This window comes from Pseudomonas sp. dw_612 (assembly GCF_018449725.1).
In the GTDB taxonomy this organism is placed as follows: Bacteria; Pseudomonadota; Gammaproteobacteria; order Pseudomonadales; family Pseudomonadaceae; genus Aquipseudomonas.
On the sequence record NZ_JAAVVC010000004.1, the window covers coordinates 246,788 to 265,197 of the forward strand.

Consider the following 18,410-nt stretch of genomic DNA (forward strand, 5'->3'; position numbering starts at 1 on the left):
GACATGATCAAGCGTATCGCGCAAACCGCAGGTTTCACGGGGCTGCTGGCCGCCCTGCTGCTGACCCTGCTGCAAAGTTTCTGGGTCGCCCCGCTGATTCTTCAGGCGGAAACCTATGAAAAATCCGAGCCTGCCGCCGTTGTCGCTCACGAGCACACCGAAGGCGCCATGGCCGCGCACACCCACGACGCCGAAGCCTGGGAGCCGGAAGACGGCTGGCAACGCGTGCTGTCCACCACGGGCGGCAACCTGGTGGTCGCCGTTGGTTTCGCCTTGATGCTCGCCGGCCTTTACACCCTGCGCGCGCCGACCAAAACCGCTCAGGGCCTGCTCTGGGGTCTGGCCGGTTATGCGACCTTCGTGTTGGCGCCGACCCTCGGCCTGCCGCCTGAATTGCCAGGCACTGCGGCGGCCGATCTGGCGCAACGGCAGATCTGGTGGATCGGCACCGCCGCGTCGACCGCTGTCGGCATCGCGCTGATCGTGTTTAGCCGTCACTGGCTGATGAAGATCCTCGGCGTAGCGATTCTGGCGGTTCCGCATGTGATTGGCGCGCCGCAACCGGAAGTCCACTCGATGCTGGCCCCGGAAGCCCTGGAATCTCAGTTCAAAATCGCTTCGCAGTTGACCAACGTGGTGTTCTGGCTGGCCCTGGGCCTGATCAGCGCCTGGTTGTTCCGCCGCAAAAGCGATGGCCAATACCACGCATGACCGATACCAGCACAGCGCCGACGCTAGTGGTCGGCCTGGGCTGCCAGCGCGGCTGCCCTGCCAGCACATTGCGGGCACTGCTCGATCAGGCATTGCAGGCGCACCACATCGAACTTCGGCAGATCAAGGCCCTGGCCAGCATCGACCAGAAGCGTGATGAGCCGGGCCTGATTGAGCTGGCCGCGCAACTGGGGCTGGAGGTGATGTATTTCAGCAGCGAGCAACTGGCCGGTTATCAACTGCAACTCAGCCACCAGTCGCAGATCGCGTTTGAACGCACTGGCTGCTACGGCGTTGCGGAAAGCGCCGCACTAGCCCTGGCGGAACATTTGGCCCAGGCACCGGCAAAGCTGCTGATTTCCCGACAAAAATACGCCCAGGCCACCCTCGCATTGGCCAGCGCCGCCTGAAAACCCCGATAATCCCCGCCTCGATCATGAGCAATCTTCATCTGAAGCATTGCCCAAGCCCTTTTTTGATAGCTTTTTTGCACAGGAACCGACGATGACCGTCTACTTCATTGGCGCAGGTCCCGGCGACCCGGAACTGATCACCGTCAAGGGCCAACGGCTGATCCGCAGTTGCCCGGTGATCATCTACGCAGGCTCCCTGGTGCCCGCCGCCGTGCTGGAAGGCCACCAGGCGGAAACGGTAGTCAACAGCGCCGAGTTGCACCTGGAACAGATCATCGACCTGATCAAGACCGCCCACGCCAACGGCCAGGATGTGGCGCGGGTGCATTCTGGTGATCCGAGTTTGTATGGCGCGATTGGCGAGCAGATTCGTTACCTGCGTGAGCTTGGCATTGCCTTTGAAATCATCCCCGGCGTGACCGCTACCGCCGCTTGTGCGGCGCTGCTGGGGGCCGAACTGACGTTACCGGATATCTCGCAAAGCGTGATTCTGACCCGCTACGCCGATAAAACGGCAATGCCGGCCGGTGAAGAACTGGGTAGCCTGGCGCAACATGGGGCGACCATGGCGATTCATCTGGGGGTCAATCATCTGGAGAAGATCCTGGCGCAATTGCTACCGCATTACGGCGCGGACTGCCCGATCGCAGTGATTCACCGGGCGACGTGGCCGGATCAGGATTGGGTAGTCGGGACGCTTGAGGACATTGCCGCGAAGGTTGAAGCCAAGGGGTTTCGGCGTACAGCGTTGATTCTCGTGGGTCGGGTGCTGGGGAGTGATCAGTTTAGTGAGTCGTCGCTCTACCGTGCCGGGCATGCGCATCTTTACAGACCATAATGCGGTCCCTGTAGGAGCTGCCGAAGGCTGCGATCTTTTGATCTTGTTTTTTTAAATCAAAGTCAAAAGATCGCAGCCTTCGGCAGCTCCTACAGGGGTGAAGCGATCACCCATAAAAAACGGCGCTCACGGGGCGCCGTTTTTTCTTTCAGCAGACGAACACCTTAGTAGTAGGCGTTTTCTTTCTGCGTGTGGTCGGTCACGTCGCGAACCCCCTTGAGCTCGGGAATGCGCTCGAGCAAGGTGCGCTCGATGCCTTCGCGCAAGGTGACGTCTGCCTGGCCGCAGCCCTGGCAACCGCCGCCGAACTTGAGCACGGCGATGCCGTCTTCGACCACATCGATCAGGCTGACCTGACCGCCGTGGCTCGCGAGCCCCGGGTTGATCTCGGTTTGCAGGTAGTAGTTGATGCGCTCGTTGACCGGGCTGTCAGCGTTGACCATCGGGACTTTGGCGTTTGGCGCCTTGATGGTCAGTTGCCCGCCCATGCGGTCGGTGGCGTAGTCGACTACCGCATCGTCCAGGAACGCTTCGCTGAACGAATCGATGTACGCGGTGAAGCTTTTGAGCCCCAACGCGGTGTCTTCAGGTTTTTCTTCGCCCGGCTTGCAGTAAGCAATGCAGGTTTCGGCGTACTGGGTGCCAGGCTGGGTGATGAAGACGCGGATGCCGATGCCTGGGGTGTTCTGCTTGGAGAGCAGATCAGCCAGATAATCGTGGGCGGCGTCAGTGATGGTAATAGCGGTCATGGAAACTCCTCGCAGGCTTGGGCGCAGTTTACGCCAATCATCGCGCCACACAAAGTCCTAGTATTTTTGTCGGGAAAGCGCCAGCGCCGGTTGAGCGACCGTTTCGCCGTCAATCCTGGCTTTAAGCCACCGATAGCTGCGTTTTTCCACCCATTCGTAACTTGCCCACGACGCCAGACCGATAGTCGCCGCGCAAACAACGAACATCACGTAGGGATTCACGCCATAGCGCTGTGCGACAAATCCACCGGCGGACAGCACCAGCACATGCATCAGGTACACCGAGTAGGAACAGTTGCCCAGCAGCTCAAACACCCGGTTGCTCTCGAAATAACGTTCCAGCGCAATGCACGCCATCACTAGCACCGCGCTCGGTAAGCCCCACGTCAGAAATCGCGGCTCCGGCGCCCAGTGATAAATCGCCAATAACGCACCGCCGATCCCCAGCAACGGCAGCCACAACCCCGGTTTGATCCAGCCCCGCCGGTAAAGCATGCCGATGGCGATCCCCAGCAGGAACTCATACACGATGTCTGAACGGTAGAACTCGCTGACCCAGCCATAACCGGTCCAGGCCTGGCACACCGCGAACAGTAGCGCTGCGACGATCAACAGCCTGAAGTGCAAGCGGAACAACAGCGCCCAGCCGAACAGCAGGTAAAACAGCATCTCGTAGTTCAACGTCCAGCCGACGTTGAGTGTCGGATAAATCCCATATCCGCCAGGGTTCTGCGTAGGAATAAATAACAACGACAGCAGGAAATGCGACCAGTCGACCGTCTGATCCGGCAATACCGGCCGGGCAAACACCACCACCAGCGCCATCAGCACGGTGTACAGCCAGTACGCCGGGACGATCCGAAACAGTCGATACAACAGGAACCGCGCTGGCGGCAGGGATTTGCCTTCGGTGGAGAGGAAGATCACCAGGCCGCTGATGACGAAGAAGATATCGACGCCCACGGCGCCCTTGTCGATAAACGCCTGGCCCACCGGGCCGCGGGCCTGAAAGTCGAAGAAAATCTGCATGAAATGGTGGCAGACCACCGCCCAGGCCGCGATGGCGCGCAGGGCTTGTACTGAAATCAACATGGATGGCCCTCCTGATCGCATCTCCCCAAATCACCAGAGATCCCCTGTGGGAGCGAGCTTGCTCGCGATGGCGGCCTGTCAGTCACCTCATTTGTTGACTGTCAGATAGCTATCGCGAGCAAGCTCGCTCCCACAGGGTTTTGTGGTGTCTCTGGATTGGGACAGCAGCTGCGATTCAAAAGTCGATCAAAGATTCTCGTACCGATTCATGTCCAACACCCCCTCTTCCACCGGGTCGGTTTCGTGGACGTAAGTACTCAGGTCATGGAAGTAAAACCAGAACTGCGGATGACTACGTCGAATCCCCCAACGCTCAACAATCTTCTCGAAGCGATTGGCGTCCTTGGCGTTTTCCATGGCGTCCACAAACGCCGGCACTTGCTCGGCCGGGATGTTGAACATGAAGTTGGGATAGCTGCTGAGCACACCCGGATAGATGGTCAAGGTGTCGAGCCCTGGCTGGTAGCGCAGGGATTCACCGAGCAGGAACGCCACGTTGCTGTGGGCGCGGTTGCGCAGCAGGCTGTAGATCTCGCGTTTGCCGCTGGCCGTTTCGATGCGCAGCATCGTCGCTTCGGGCAACTGGTCGATGACTTTCAACCCGGCTGCCGGCCTTGAGGTCAGGCGACTCAAGGCCTGCTCGGCATTCTGCAACGCTGGATCAATATTCGGTCGCGAGCAGTACGCGCCGTCGCAGCGGTTGATCGGGTCAGGCTTGGCGTTGAGGTCGCCATAACGGGTCAGCAACTGCAGCGCAAAGTCGCGTTTCGGGTCTTTTTCGTCGAGTTTCAGCGCCGTTGGCTTGTCGTTGTCGATGGCTTCGTAATCCAGCCACATCTTGAACTTGCCGCCGCTCTGGTACCAATCGTCAAGGTAACCATCCCGGGAATCGGCCGGCATCAAGCGCAGGAAGTTCTGCTCGGCACCGTTGCGGATCAGGTCGAAATACAGCCGTGTCTGGGCCTGGTGGGAGACGTTGCCGAACACGTCGAAGTTGACCGCCAACTGATAATAGGTGCGCTCCAGCAGCGGAAAGTCGAACAGCCACATGGTTTGCGGCACATCTCCGATCAGGCCTTTATTTACCGAGGCGCTGTCGAAGTGGCGGAAAATCGTCAGCAAGGCGTTGTCATTTCCGGCCCACAACGTCGACCAGCTCGGCGCGGGCGCGTCGGCGTAGCTGTCCCGGCGCAGGGCTTCGTATTCGTTGCGTTTGTTGCGGTAGTCGTGCCACAGGCTCAGGACGCTGCCCACATCATCGTTCTGCCCCGGCATCGCCAACAGTGGCGTGGCCTGGCCGCGATAGTTCGGGTCGGTGATGTACAGGTCATGTTCCGGGGCCTGGAACAGCGCCCAGAAGTTGTCGCGAATCACGTCCGTCGCGATCTGCCCACGGCACACCGGGCCGCGAATAAAGGTGCGCACAAAGTATTCGGCGTTATCGAGCATGAACTGATAGCGCGCCTGGGCCGGGATCGCTTCGAAAGTGGTAAACGGATTGGCCCGCCGTTCCGGGCCATAACCCGGCAAAGCGTTGACCTGCCAGTTACCGCTGAAGAACAGGCTTTTGACCCGGGCCAACTTTGCCGCGCTGAGGGGATAGGTGATATGCGTCTTTTGCACGATCACGCCCTGCACCGGCCACAACCGGTAATACACCTGAGTGCCCGGATCATCATTCGGACGGCGGGTGTTGATCAGGTCAATCGGCTGGCCGGTCGGCGTGCGCGAGCGCACCCACTGAAAGAAATGCCCCGGTTCGCCATCCTTGAAATAGATGTGCGCCAGGAACCAGTGTTCGAACAGCCAACGTCCCACCAGGCTGCCGCGAGAGCCGCTGGCATTGAGCAGGTTTTCCCATTGCACCACCTGCAAGGCTTCCTGCGCAGAAGGCACCAGGCCTTGTTCATCAATCGGCGCACCGGACGCGAGCCAGCGCTGCAACGTCTGGTATTGCTGATCGGTCAGGCCAGTCACCGCGAGCGGCATGCCTTCTTTCGGGTGGGCGCCGGCATAACCATCGAACTCTGCCGGCATCGCGCACATGTTTTCCCGGTTCAGGCCCAGCACGATGTCTTCCGGTAGCTTGGCGTTGGGCGTCAGCGGGGTTTTGTGGCCGAGTTCGAGCATCCGCGCCATCAACGCCGCCTGACTGCCCTGGGCGTCGAGCACCGAATAGAAGTCCTTGTGCTGCCAGGCGCGTTTGCCGAACGCGTCATAGAACAAGCGGGTCGGCGCAGCGGCCACACTGCGTTCGCCGTCGTAGACCGGCGTCTTGGTCGCGCCCCGCGCCGCGCCTTCGCCACTGCCCAGATTGAGCTGACAGGCGGAGTCGTAGCAGGCGTGGCAGGCGACGCACTTTTCGGTGAAGATCGGTTGAATGTCACGGGTGTAGGAAATGGCCGGTTCCTGCGCAACGGCGCCCCAGCTTAGAAACAGCAAAACAACGCTGACGACGCGATACGACATGTCCCTGGTCCCGATCATGAAAAAACGTCGCGATTCTACCGGTCTGCCGTCGCCACCAACATGAGCGATATTCATGCAAAACCTTGGCATGCGCTAAAAGCGCGCAGGTTTGCTATTATCCCAGCCCTTCGTCATGGTCTTTCCGAGTAGTCCAAATGTCCGATCGCAGTGTTCGCCTTCAAGCTCTCAAGCACGCCCTCAAAGAGCGCATCCTGATTCTCGACGGCGGCATGGGCACGATGATCCAGAGCTACAAGCTCGAAGAACAGGATTACCGTGGCAAACGCTTCGCCGACTGGCCGAGCGACGTCAAGGGTAACAACGACCTGCTGATACTGACCCGTCCGGACGTGATTGGTGGCATCGAGAAAGCCTACCTGGATGCCGGCGCCGACATTCTGGAAACCAACACCTTCAACGCCACCCGGATTTCCATGGCCGACTACGGTATGGAAGAACTGGCTTACGAACTGAACGTAGAAGGCGCTCGCCTGGCGCGCAAGGTTGCCGATGCGAAAACCCTCGAGAACCCGGACAAGCCGCGCTTCGTCGCCGGCGTGCTGGGCCCGACCAGCCGCACCTGCTCGCTGTCGCCGGACGTGAACAACCCCGGCTACCGCAACGTGACCTTCGATGAACTGGTGGAAAACTACACCGAGGCCACCAAAGGCCTGATCGAAGGCGGCGCCGACCTGATCCTGATCGAAACCATTTTCGACACTTTAAACGCCAAAGCCGCGATCTTCGCCGTGCAAGGGGTGTTCGAAGAGTTGGGCACCGAGTTGCCGATCATGATCTCCGGCACTATCACTGACGCCTCTGGCCGGACGCTGTCGGGCCAGACCACCGAAGCGTTCTGGAACTCCGTGGCCCACGCCAAGCCGATTTCGGTCGGCCTGAACTGCGCCCTCGGCGCCAGCGAGTTGCGTCCGTACCTGGAAGAGTTGTCGAACAAGGCCAGCACCCACGTTTCCGCGCACCCGAACGCCGGCCTGCCGAACGAATTCGGCGAGTACGACGAACTGCCGGCGGAAACCGCCAAGGTCATCGAAGAATTCGCCCAAAGCGGCTTCCTCAACATTGTCGGCGGTTGCTGCGGCACCACCCCGGGGCACATCGAAGCCATCGCCAAAGCCGTGGCCGGTTACGCCCCGCGGGTGATTCCGGAGATTCCGAAGGCTTGCCGCCTGTCGGGCCTGGAACCGTTCACCATCGACCGCAACTCGTTGTTCATCAACGTCGGCGAGCGGACCAACATCACCGGTTCGGCCAAATTTGCCCGCCTGATCCGTGAAGACAACTACACCGAAGCCCTGGAAGTCGCCCTGCAACAGGTTGAAGCCGGCGCCCAGGTGATCGACATCAACATGGACGAAGGGATGCTCGATTCGAAGAAGGCCATGGTGACCTTCCTCAATCTGATTGCCGGCGAACCGGACATCTCCCGCGTCCCGATCATGATCGACTCCTCCAAGTGGGAAGTGATCGAAGCTGGCCTGAAATGCATTCAGGGCAAGGGCATCGTCAACTCGATCAGCATGAAGGAAGGCGTCGAGCAGTTCATTCATCACGCCAAACTGTGCAAACGCTACGGCGCTGCGGTGGTGGTGATGGCGTTCGACGAAGCTGGCCAGGCCGACACCGAAAAGCGCAAGAAAGAAATCTGCAAGCGCTCCTACGACATTCTGGTCAACGAAGTCGGCTTCCCGCCGGAAGACATCATCTTCGACCCGAACATCTTCGCCATCGCCACCGGCATCGAAGAACACAACAACTACGCCGTGGACTTCATCAACGCCTGCGCCTACATCCGCGACGAGCTGCCGTATGCCCTGACTTCCGGCGGCGTGTCCAACGTCTCGTTCTCGTTCCGTGGCAACAACCCGGTGCGCGAGGCGATTCACTCGGTGTTCCTGCTGTATGCGATCCGCAACGGCCTGACCATGGGCATCGTCAACGCCGGTCAACTGGAAATCTACGATCAGATCCCGGCCGAACTGCGCGACGCCGTGGAAGACGTGGTGCTCAACCGCACCCCGGAAGGCACCGACGCCCTCCTCGCCATCGCCGACAAGTACAAGGGCGACGGCAGCGTCAAGGAAGCCGAGACCGAAGAGTGGCGCGGCTGGCCCGTCAACAAGCGCCTGGAACATGCGCTGGTCAAAGGCATCACCACGCACATTGTCGAAGACACCGAAGAATCCCGGCAGTCGTTTACCCGGCCTATCGAGGTGATCGAAGGCCCGCTGATGTCCGGCATGAACATCGTCGGCGACCTGTTCGGCGCCGGCAAAATGTTCCTGCCGCAAGTGGTGAAATCCGCCCGCGTAATGAAGCAGGCCGTGGCCCACTTGATCCCGTTCATCGAACTGGAAAAAGGCGACAAACCGGAAGCCAAGGGCAAGATCCTGATGGCCACCGTTAAAGGTGACGTGCACGACATCGGCAAGAACATCGTCGGCGTGGTGCTGGGCTGTAACGGCTACGACATCGTCGACCTCGGCGTGATGGTGCCGGCGGAGAAGATCCTCCAGGTGGCCAAGGAGCAGAAGTGCGACATCATTGGCCTGTCCGGTTTGATCACGCCGTCGCTGGATGAAATGGTCCACGTGGCCCGCGAGATGCAGCGCCAGGACTTCCACCTGCCGCTGATGATTGGTGGCGCGACCACGTCGAAAGCGCACACGGCGGTGAAGATCGAGCCGAAGTACAGCAATGACGCAGTGATCTACGTTACCGACGCTTCCCGTGCCGTGGGCGTGGCGACGCAGTTGCTGTCCAAGGAATTGAAGCCGGCGTTCATCGAGAAGACGCGCCTGGAATACATCGAAGTCCGCGAGCGCACCGCCAACCGCAGCGCCCGCACCGAACGCCTGAGCTACCCGGCGTCCATCGCCAAGAAGCCGCAGTTTGATTGGAGCACTTACGCGCCGGTCAAGCCGACGTTTACCGGTTCTCGCGTGCTGGACAATATCGACTTGAAAGTCCTGGCCGAATACATCGACTGGACGCCGTTCTTTATCTCCTGGGACCTGGCCGGCAAATTCCCGCGCATCCTGACGGATGAAGTGGTGGGTGAAGCCGCTACCTCGCTGTACGCCGATGCCCAGGAAATGCTCGCCAAGCTGATCGACGAGAAACTCATCAGCGCCCGGGCGGTGTTCGGCTTCTGGCCGGCCAACCAGGTGCGCGAGGATGACATCGAAGTCTATGGCGATGACGGCAAGCCGATTGCCAAGTTGCATCACCTGCGTCAGCAGATCATCAAGACCGACGGCAAGCCAAACTTCTCCCTCGCCGATTTCGTCGCGCCGAAAGACAGTGAAATCACCGACTACGTGGGGGGGTTCATCACCACCGCTGGCATCGGCGCGGAAGAAGTCGCCAAGGCTTATCAAGACGCGGGCGACGATTACAACTCGATCATGGTCAAGGCCCTGGCCGACCGTTTGGCCGAGGCCTGCGCCGAGTGGCTGCACCAGCAAGTGCGGAAAGAGCACTGGGGTTACGCCAAGGATGAAACGCTGGATAACGAAGCGTTGATCAAAGAGCAATACACCGGCATCCGCCCTGCCCCCGGCTACCCAGCCTGCCCGGACCACACCGAGAAAGGCACGCTGTTCGCCCTGCTCGACCCCGAAGCCAGCGAAATGCAGGCTGGCCGCAGCGGCGTGTTCCTCACCGAGCACTACGCGATGTTCCCGGCCGCGGCGGTCAGTGGCTGGTACTTCGCCCACCCGCAGGCGCAATACTTCGCCGTGGGCAAGATCGACAAAGACCAGGTGCAGAGCTACACCTCGCGCAAAGGCCAGGAACTGAGCGTGACCGAGCGGTGGCTGGCGCCGAACCTCGGTTACGACAACTAAAAAAAATCTCCTGTAAGAGCGAGGCTTGCCCGCGAATGCGGTGTGACAGTCAACGAAGATGTTGAATGTGATGGCCTCTTCGCGGGCAAGCCCGCTCCCACAGTTGTTTTGTGGTCGATCACAAATACCCGGTTCCACCCCGAACCAGTGTGGGAGCGAGCTTGCTCGCGAAAGCGGTGTAACCGTCAGCGAATGTGTTGAATGTGATGCCCCCTTCGCGAGCAAGCCTTGCTCCCACAGGGGTTTTGGGGCGTTCATAAACCCCCGGTTCAACACCGATCAACTGTAGGGGCAAGGCTTGCCCGCGATGACGGTGTGTCAGTCAACGATGATGTTGATTGGGATGGCCCCCTCGCGGGCAAGCCTTGCTCCTACAGGTTTCGTGGTGATTGGCTATGCTTACGGCTCACACCAATATGACGAGGGATTTATGGACGATCCGGTCGACAACAAGCCGCCCACTTTATGGCAAATGTTGCACAGCGTGGTCGCGGCGGCGTTCGGGGTGCAGAGCGGGAAGAATCGCGCTCGCGACTTTACCCACGGCAAGCCGAGTCATTTCGTGATTCTGGGGGTTTTGTTCACGGCAATCTTCGTGCTGACGCTGTTTGGCATCGTGAAACTGGTGCTGGCCTTGGCCGGGGTTTGAGCGCGATCAGCGCATCAACGTTTGCAGGCTGAACGGGTAACGATAGGACGTCGGCCGCCCCTTGGCCGACAAATGCCGGAAGTCCACGCCGAAGTCCGGCGAATCGCCCATGGCCAGCATCCGCCGGGCCTGGGCCTTGTCGATCAGTTGCAGCAACGGAATCTGCCGGTCACGGCCACCGTACTGGTTCAGCTCCACGCCCTGATCAATGTCATGCAACTCCACCATCGCCCAGCCACCCAGGGTGAAATGCCCGCCCAACAACACACTCAAGCGGCCATCAACCACGGCCTTCAACGCGGCGGGTGAGGTATTGAAGGCGCTGAACAAGCCATCCTTGCCCGGCGTGCCGCCCATCTCCGCATACGCCTGCATGGCGCCGAACGCCATCTCGTCATTGGCTGACCACACCAGCGACACTTTCGGATAACGGTGAAACAGCATTCTCGCCTGCTCATAAGCCCGTTCACGGGTCCAGCCGCTGTACACCAGTTGGCGCAGGCGCACTTCCGGGTGTTCGGCCAAGGCCCGCAGCATACCTTTTTCCCGAAGCTGCGCCGAAGGCGTGATCTTCAGGCCGGAAAACGCCAGTAACTCGATGGGTTGGCCGGGGGTCGCGGGTGGATGCTGACGGATCAGTTCCTTGAGCATCAAGTAGCCGCCCTCCTCGTCGTTGGGCACCAGGCTGCCCAAGCGATCCGGGCGCTCACCCAGCAGGCTCAATTGATTGTCGGTGAGCGATGCGTTGACCATGAACAGCTTCACCCCGCTACCCTGGGCCAGGCGCAGGATTTGCGGAGCGACGTATTGTTCGTTGGCGAACACCAGATAGTCCGGACGATCCGGCCCCTGCAACGCTGTGCGGGCCTGGGCGATGGTCAATTCGGGCATGCGCTGGGAATAGAGAATCCGCAGGTCCATGCCCAAATCCTTGGCCGCTGCCTGCATGAATTGCGAATAGCTGATCCAGAAGGCTTCGGTGTTACTTCCCGGATTCAGGAACAGCACCGATGCCGCTTGGGCGCAGGGTCCGAGGACCGAGCCAAGCGTCAGCAGCACACCACACAGAAACTTCAACATTAATCGTCCGAGCCCCGGAAATTCGCCGCGCATTATAGCCAGCGAACGCCCGAAAAACGGGGTTTATTCCGGTTTTTGTCCGACAATCGTCGGAACCGGGCCCGGACGGGGTCGCTATTGGTGGCTGACCCAGAAAACGGCGGTTCCTACGACCAGGATAATCAGGAACAAAATCGCCCAAGCGTCAACGGTACTATCGTTTTTCCTTGCTTTGGTAGGGTTGCTCATTGCATCGCCTCTTGTCGGTTTTATCGGTGATTGCATAAAGACTCGACCACAGTAAAGACGACGATTGCCCTCACCACAAATAGGGGTTTAGTAATAACGGTTCTCGTTAGTCGTTTTGGTTCTTTACATATACTCAAACATCACTTTTGCGCATAACTGCAAACTGGTATCTTGCCCCGGCTCCGTAGGGAGTGCGCGGCCGTGCGCGCAGAATTGCCGAGGCAGTATCGGAGACTTCAGCAAGCGAAAAACGCAACTGGAACCGACCGGCCCAAGCCTGAGAACAGGACTTATATGTACGTATACGACGAGTACGATCAGCGGATCATCGAGGACCGCGTCAAGCAGTTCCGTGATCAGACCCGACGCTATCTGGCAGGCGAGCTGAGCGAAGAAGAATTCCGCCCCCTGCGCCTGCAAAATGGCCTTTATATCCAGCGTTTCGCCCCGATGTTGCGGGTGGCGGTGCCTTACGGCCAACTGACTTCGCGCCAGACGCGAATGATGGCCAGGATTGCCCGTGACTACGACAAGGGCTATGCCCACATCAGTACCCGGCAGAACGTGCAGTTCAACTGGCCGGCACTGGAAGACATTCCAGACATCCTTGCCGAACTGGCCACCGTGCAGATGCACGCGATCCAGACCAGCGGCAACTGCCTGCGCAACGTCACCACCGACCAGTTCGCCGGCGTCGCTGCCGACGAGTTGATCGACCCGCGTCCGTGGTGCGAAATCGTCCGTCAGTGGACCACTTTCCACCCGGAATTCGCCTACCTGCCGCGCAAATTCAAGATCGCCATCAACGGTTCGACCTCCGACCGTGCGGCCATTGAAGTCCATGACATCGGTCTTGAGCCGGTGCACAACGCCGCTGGCGAACTGGGTTTCCGTGTGCTGGTCGGTGGTGGCCTCGGCCGTACGCCGGTGGTGGGTGCGTTCATCAATGAGTTCCTGCCATGGCAGGAACTGTTGAGCTACCTCGACGCCATCCTGCGGGTCTACAACCGCTACGGCCGTCGCGACAACAAGTACAAGGCACGGATCAAGATCCTCGTCAAAGCCTTGACCCCTGAAGTCTTCGCGCAAAAAGTCGATGCGGAAATGGAACACCTTCGCGGTGGCCAGACCACGCTGACCGAGGCCGAAGTGCATCGCGTGGCCAAGCACTTCGTCGACCCGGACTACAAGGCACTGGACAACCAGGCTGCCGAACTGGCCGCGCTCGACAAAGAACACCCGGGCTTCGCCCGCTGGCGCACCCGCAACACCCTGGCCCACAAGAAGCCGGGTTATGTGGCCGTGACCCTGTCCCTGAAGCCGACCGGTGTTGCACCGGGCGACATCACCGACAAGCAGCTCGACGCCGTGGCCGATCTGGCCGAGCGTTACAGCTTCGGTCAACTGCGCACCTCCCACGAGCAGAACATCATTCTGGCCGACGTTGAACAGTCGCAACTGTTCGCGATGTGGGGCGAATTGCGCGAGCAAGGTTTCGCCACGCCGAACATTGGCTTGCTGACCGACATCATCTGCTGCCCTGGCGGCGATTTCTGCTCCCTGGCCAACGCCAAGTCGATCCCGATTGCCGAATCGATCCAGCGTCGTTTCGACAACCTGGACTACCTGTTCGACATCGGCGAGCTGGACCTGAACATCTCCGGTTGCATGAACGCCTGCGGTCACCACCACGTCGGCCACATCGGCATCCTCGGGGTGGACAAGAAAGGCGAAGAGTTCTACCAGGTTTCCCTCGGCGGCAGCGCCAGCCGTGACGCCAGCCTGGGCAAGATCCTCGGCCCGTCCTTCGCCCAGGAAGCCATGCCTGATGTGATCGAGAAGCTGATCAACGTGTACATCGAACAACGTCACGAAGACGAACGCTTCATCGACACCTATCAGCGTATTGGCATCGACCTCTTCAAGGAGCGCGTCTATGCAGCGAATCATTAAGAACAACGAAGTCGTCGACGAAACCTGGCACTTGCTGCCCAAGGATTTCAACATCGACGAGATCAGCAACTGCGACGACCTGATCGTGCCGCTGGCGCTGTGGCGCGAACACGGCCGTATGCTCAAGGCCCGCGATGGCGGCCTGGGTGTGTGGCTGGACGCCGATGAAGAAGCCGAGGAAATCGGTGACGACGTGGAGAACTTCCAGGTCATCGCCCTGAACTTCCCGGCGTTCACCGATGGCCGCAACTACTCCAACGCCCGTCTGCTGCGGGACCGTTATGGTTTCAAAGGCGAACTGCGGGCGATTGGCGATGTGCTGCGCGATCAGTTGTTCTACCTGCGCCGTTGCGGTTTCGACGCTTTTGCGTTGCGCGCCGACAAAGACCCGTACGAAGCCCTTGAAAGCCTCAAGGATTTCTCGGTGACGTACCAAGCCGCCACTGACGAACCGCTGCCGTTGTTCCGTCGCCGCTGATGGCTAAAAGGCCTTGGGCCCTGGCATTGCGCCGGGACCCAAGGTTTTTTTTCGCCTGCCGCAAACCTACTGCCCCGGCACCGAGGCCTGATACGCCGTGATGCGCTCTTCCAGCCTGGCCAGGCTGGTAAATGGGTCATCCCGACTAACGGGCGCCCATTGCGCCTCCAAAAACAGGCGCTGAGGCAGCGTCGGTGACGCGTCCATGGCGTCCACCATCCGCCATATCCGTTGTTGCAGCGGCACGTAGTCCACTTGAAAGTCAGCCGTGCGCCGCATGGCCTCCAGCGTGTCGAAAAAGCGCTCGCTGCCGACCTTCGTCAGCAGCCGATCCCAACGCTCGATCCGCACGCCAGCCTCCTGCGGCGAAAGCCCGGCCAACCAGGCCTGCGGCCGGTTCATATCGCGGTTCAGCGGCCCCATCCAGACGTTGATCCCAGACTGCTGCCGATGGGTCATCACCCAGCGCAACGAGTCCTCATCGCTCAACGGGTTGCCCGCCAGCCACAGAATATCCGGGGCCACGGACTGCTTTCTGATCGCGTCGGGCACCCGGTTGATCAGGTTGTCCCGCAGATCAAGACGCTGCAAGTACGGGTGATCGAGGACACCCACCGGGCAGACACGAATGCCGCTGGCCCGCAGGTTCAACCGCCGTAAGGCCGGCATCTGCAACACCAGCGGCGGCACGCCCAGCGGGTTGTCGCTCAGGTCGAGTTCTGCGAGGCGACTCAGTTGGCTCAGGCTCCCGGCCGTTGGCTCGGTGAACCTCAAATGGGTGCCCTTGAGGTTCAGGCGGGTGAGCCCGGTCAGTTGCCTCACAGCGTCAGGCAGACCAGCGCTGAACCCGCCGTCCGGCTGCGGGATCCGCAAATCGGTCGCCTCCAGGTCCAGCGCGCGCAGGTTGGGGAAACACTCCAGAAATCCCGACAAGGTCTCAGGCCGACCCAGGTCCAAATTCGAGGCTGACAACTCCACGACATCCAGCAACTTGACGTTGAGACTGGGCAAGCGGTGAAACTCCTCGTGGTCCAGATCGAGGCGAAAGCCGACAAATTGGCCGTCGGCATACACACGATTGGCCGACGCCCCCCGCTTCTGCCACAGGGCTTCCAGTTCCGTCGCCAGTTCGATTCGGGTACGGCGTTCATACTCCGCCGCATCGCCGACACGTTGGTCGTTTTCCTCTTGGATGTCGGCCGGGTCCAAGCCCCGGGCTTGCTCCTGACCCGGCTCGAGCAAATCGATGTCCATGTCTTCGGCATCGGCGTCGGCCTGTTCGATCCATTCCACCAGATTGATGCGTAACTGCTGCAACTGCAGATTGAGGCTCGCCAATCGGAACTGCGCGCTGGCGCCCCAGCCTTGCAGGAGCATCTCGGCCTCTTGCGACGGCATGCCTGGGTAAATTTCTTGCAGTTGCAGCTTCATGATATCCAGGGACAGCGCCTCGCCTTGGGGCGTCTGCGGAAAGCCGCCGCCGCGCAAACCGTTGCTCTCGAAGGGCATGCCCGCATCCATCCGACGCAAACCCGTTTCCAGCTCAGCGCGGGGTAAGGCGCCGTCCCGTAATTTCAAGCGCAAATCCTCAAGCGCACTGTCCAGACGCAGACCCAGCGCCGCGCGTTGTTCGGCTGGCAGCGCTTCCAGCAGTGCGGTCGGGAAGTCCACGGTCTGGCCCATGAACGGCGGGTTAACCTGATAGCGCGAACCGTGCTTGATGATCTGACGCGTGCGGCCGCCGCGCGGACCGATGCTGTCCAGCACTGGCGCATCGCCCGAGGCGCCGTCAACGACTTCAAGGCGCGCAAGTGGCGGCCATCCCGGTAGCCGCGCCAGCGAATGCAAGGCCAGCACATCACTGTCGGCCTGTTCGACCGAGGACAGATACAAACCTTCATAGGCCCGGCTCAAGCGGACATGCAGCTCATACTGCGTGGCCTTGGCGCTCAATTGGCTCAGTACGCGCTTGGCGTCAGTCAGGGAATGCGGCGCCTCGATGTCCACGCCGGCGCGGTCGAGTATCTGTTCGATGGCGCTTTTTGGCAGGCCGGGATAGTGCTGCTGGAACAGCTTTACCCACGCATTTTCCGAGTGCTGAAGAGCCGCGTAGCGTTGCGCGAACAGCCCGGCGTCCTGCCGCACTTCCTGGTCGATGCGAAAGCGCATGAGCGTGTCCGCCAGGATTGGTGTCGGCGGACGACGTCCGGTCTGCATCTGGGCCAGCAGGTTATTGTCGATATCGCTGACACGACCGATCTGACTCAACACCTCATCGCTGAAGGACTCGACCGCAGGCCCCAGACCACGCAGCAGGCGCAGGCGCTCGCCGAGGGCCATCGACGGTGCCGAAACGCCCCCCGGAGTATCGATCACCTCGGGCACGACGCGCTGCTCCGGCACTCGAAGCGTGTCCGCCACTGCGCTCTCTTCGGTCTTCGCCACCGCGCCCGTCATGGCAATCGGCAGCGCATTGAGCAAACCGAAGACCGTGCGGGTCACCCCGGCCGATCGTTCCTCGGAGGTCTTGCCCTCCACCGCTTGCGCCAATCCGTAACCGGCATCGATCAGCCCGGCGAGGGCCAGCAAGCCCTCACCGCCGGGAACGAACAGGGCCAGCGGAGCGAACTTCTCGATCCATTGGGCGATCGGCTCGACCACGGCACTCAGGTTGTCCCGATTGACCTGGGCATTGTCCCGAATACGCTCGATGCTGGCCTCGGCCGCTTGCTTCATGCCCTGCACCCAATCAGCAAACGGATCTGTCGCGTGCTCTGGCGCTTGCAGAGCAATGTAATCCGCCGCCGCCCAGTAACCGTCGTTGTTGAAGAAGCCATGACCCTTTTTCATCTGGTATTGCCGAGGATAGGTGGCCATGCCCTCCAGTGCGGTCAGTACGCCGGCATGAAAGGTGCCGTCCTCGCGATCATCCTCGGCAAAATGCGCAGCCAACGCCTGACGCCGGCGGCTGTCCCGACCGATATCGACCAGCCATTCGTGCAAGGCGTGGAGATCGGCAAACTCATGGAACGGCGAGGAGTTCCCCGGCACGTACAGCACAATCCGGCCGCTGGCCCGGTCCTTGAAACTCCAGATATCGCTGGAGGTGTAGCGATAGATCAGCAGCCGCGCCGCTTCCACGGAGGGCGCAATCGGCGCTCGCACCTGCATTTGCTCGACCGTCAATTGCGCCCATGCCTGGTGTCCTTCTAGCCCAGCGGCGCGCAGCGCCAGACCGAGCCCTGCTTCGCTCAAGCTGTTTTCCTGCCGCTGCAACCAGGCCGCCATGACAAAAGCGGCTTTGACCGCCGTGCGCAGCGGATAGGCTGCGGCACCGAGCATGGTCTCGTCGCTGGGCCACGCCGCCCGCACATAAGCGCTGTACAGGTCCTTGAATTCCAGTTCCCAGACCCAGCGCTTGAATTCGGCGGGTTGCAGCGCCAATTGCGTCTGCGGCCCGTAGGCTTGGGGCGTTGTCCGGCGGTAGATGCCTTCGTAGTCGCGAAAGCCGCCGCCGGGGTTGATCGATTCATCAATGCTGACAACACGCACCGCAGGCCCCACCACCGGCGGCGTGTACAAACCAAAGGCAGTCTCGCCGAATCGCCCGGCGCCCACGGTCTGGTAATTATCGAGCAAGGCTTGAACCAGCGGTTGCGAGGTATTGACCCGGCCCAAATGAACGTTGCCGACGGCCGGGTAGCCATAAAAATCGTAATTGAGGTCCACCAACAGCGCCTTCGAAGGCTCGTCGCCCCAGCGCTGGCGGATCAATTTTGCCGCGTACTGCGTAACAGTCATGGGCAGGACAGCGTCCAGCGCCAGGCTGGAAATCCCGGTTTGCGTGCTGCGTTTTTCAACCGTGTTCATGTGCAATCCTTGCA

12 protein-coding genes are annotated in these 18,410 nt (G+C 60.5%); 7 read left to right on the forward strand and 5 right to left on the reverse strand.

Translation table 11 applies throughout. The features are described 5' to 3' along the window. Nucleotides 1-3: 3 nt before the first annotated feature. The 3 genes from HB680_RS08770 to cobM all read left to right on the forward strand — a co-directional run bounded on the left by HB680_RS08770 (nt 4) and on the right by cobM (nt 1,962). Entirely contained in the window at nt 4-711 is a 708-nt protein-coding gene (locus tag HB680_RS08770) for a CbtA family protein (protein ID WP_213938106.1), read from the forward strand. After that, the gene (locus tag HB680_RS08775; protein ID WP_213938107.1) at nt 708-1,121 is read left to right on the forward strand and encodes a cobalamin biosynthesis protein; all 414 of its coding nucleotides are present in this window, start codon (nt 708-710) and stop codon (nt 1,119-1,121) included. Before HB680_RS08770 ends, HB680_RS08775 begins: the two co-directional genes overlap by 4 nt. Before the next feature lie 94 nt (nt 1,122-1,215). Next, entirely contained in the window at nt 1,216-1,962 is a 747-nt protein-coding gene (gene cobM / locus HB680_RS08780) for a precorrin-4 C(11)-methyltransferase (RefSeq protein ID WP_213938108.1), read from the forward strand. A gap of 164 nt (nt 1,963-2,126) precedes the next feature. On the opposite strand, the gene nfuA is transcribed toward cobM, so the two are convergent. The 3 genes from nfuA to HB680_RS08795 all read right to left on the reverse strand — a co-directional run bounded on the left by nfuA (nt 2,127) and on the right by HB680_RS08795 (nt 6,272). Then, nucleotides 2,127-2,711, reverse strand: coding sequence for a Fe-S biogenesis protein NfuA (nfuA, locus tag HB680_RS08785; protein ID WP_007898222.1), 585 nt, complete (start codon nt 2,709-2,711; stop codon nt 2,127-2,129). A gap of 57 nt (nt 2,712-2,768) precedes the next feature. After that, the gene (locus HB680_RS08790; RefSeq protein ID WP_213938109.1) at nt 2,769-3,803 is read right to left on the reverse strand and encodes an acyltransferase; all 1,035 of its coding nucleotides are present in this window, start codon (nt 3,801-3,803) and stop codon (nt 2,769-2,771) included. A gap of 186 nt (nt 3,804-3,989) precedes the next feature. After that, nucleotides 3,990-6,272 (reverse strand): fatty acid cis/trans isomerase, encoded by a 2,283-nt coding sequence (locus HB680_RS08795; RefSeq protein WP_213938110.1) that lies wholly within the window; start codon nt 6,270-6,272, stop codon nt 3,990-3,992. Between the two features lie 155 nt (nt 6,273-6,427). Between HB680_RS08795 and metH the strand changes: the two genes are divergently transcribed. Beyond that, the gene (metH, locus tag HB680_RS08800) at nt 6,428-10,138 is read left to right on the forward strand and encodes a methionine synthase (protein WP_213938111.1); all 3,711 of its coding nucleotides are present in this window, start codon (nt 6,428-6,430) and stop codon (nt 10,136-10,138) included. 430 nt (nt 10,139-10,568) lie between these two features. Next, a complete protein-coding gene (locus tag HB680_RS08805) occupies nt 10,569-10,787 on the forward strand; it encodes a DUF2970 domain-containing protein (protein WP_213938112.1) in 219 nt (72 codons plus the stop codon). A gap of 6 nt (nt 10,788-10,793) precedes the next feature. Here HB680_RS08805 and HB680_RS08810 read toward each other — a convergent pair whose 3' ends face one another. Then, nucleotides 10,794-11,867: an ABC transporter substrate-binding protein gene (locus tag HB680_RS08810; RefSeq protein WP_213938113.1), complete on the reverse strand. Its 1,074-nt coding sequence runs from the start codon at nt 11,865-11,867 to the stop codon at nt 10,794-10,796. Nucleotides 11,868-12,389: 522 nt separating this feature from the next. On the opposite strand from HB680_RS08810, the gene HB680_RS08815 reads away from it, so the two are divergent. Both HB680_RS08815 and HB680_RS08820 read left to right on the forward strand, forming a co-directional pair. Continuing rightward, nucleotides 12,390-14,048, forward strand: a complete 1,659-nt coding sequence (locus tag HB680_RS08815; protein WP_213938114.1) for a nitrite/sulfite reductase — start codon at nt 12,390-12,392, stop codon at nt 14,046-14,048. Next, a complete protein-coding gene (locus HB680_RS08820; RefSeq protein ID WP_213938115.1) occupies nt 14,032-14,526 on the forward strand; it encodes a DUF934 domain-containing protein in 495 nt (164 codons plus the stop codon). Before HB680_RS08815 ends, HB680_RS08820 begins: the two co-directional genes overlap by 17 nt. A 66-nt stretch (nt 14,527-14,592) precedes the next feature. Here the strand turns inward: HB680_RS08820 and HB680_RS08825 are convergent, their stop codons facing one another. After that, nucleotides 14,593-18,396, reverse strand: coding sequence for a DUF6543 domain-containing protein (locus HB680_RS08825; RefSeq protein WP_213938116.1), 3,804 nt, complete (start codon nt 18,394-18,396; stop codon nt 14,593-14,595). Nucleotides 18,397-18,410 lie beyond the last annotated feature (14 nt).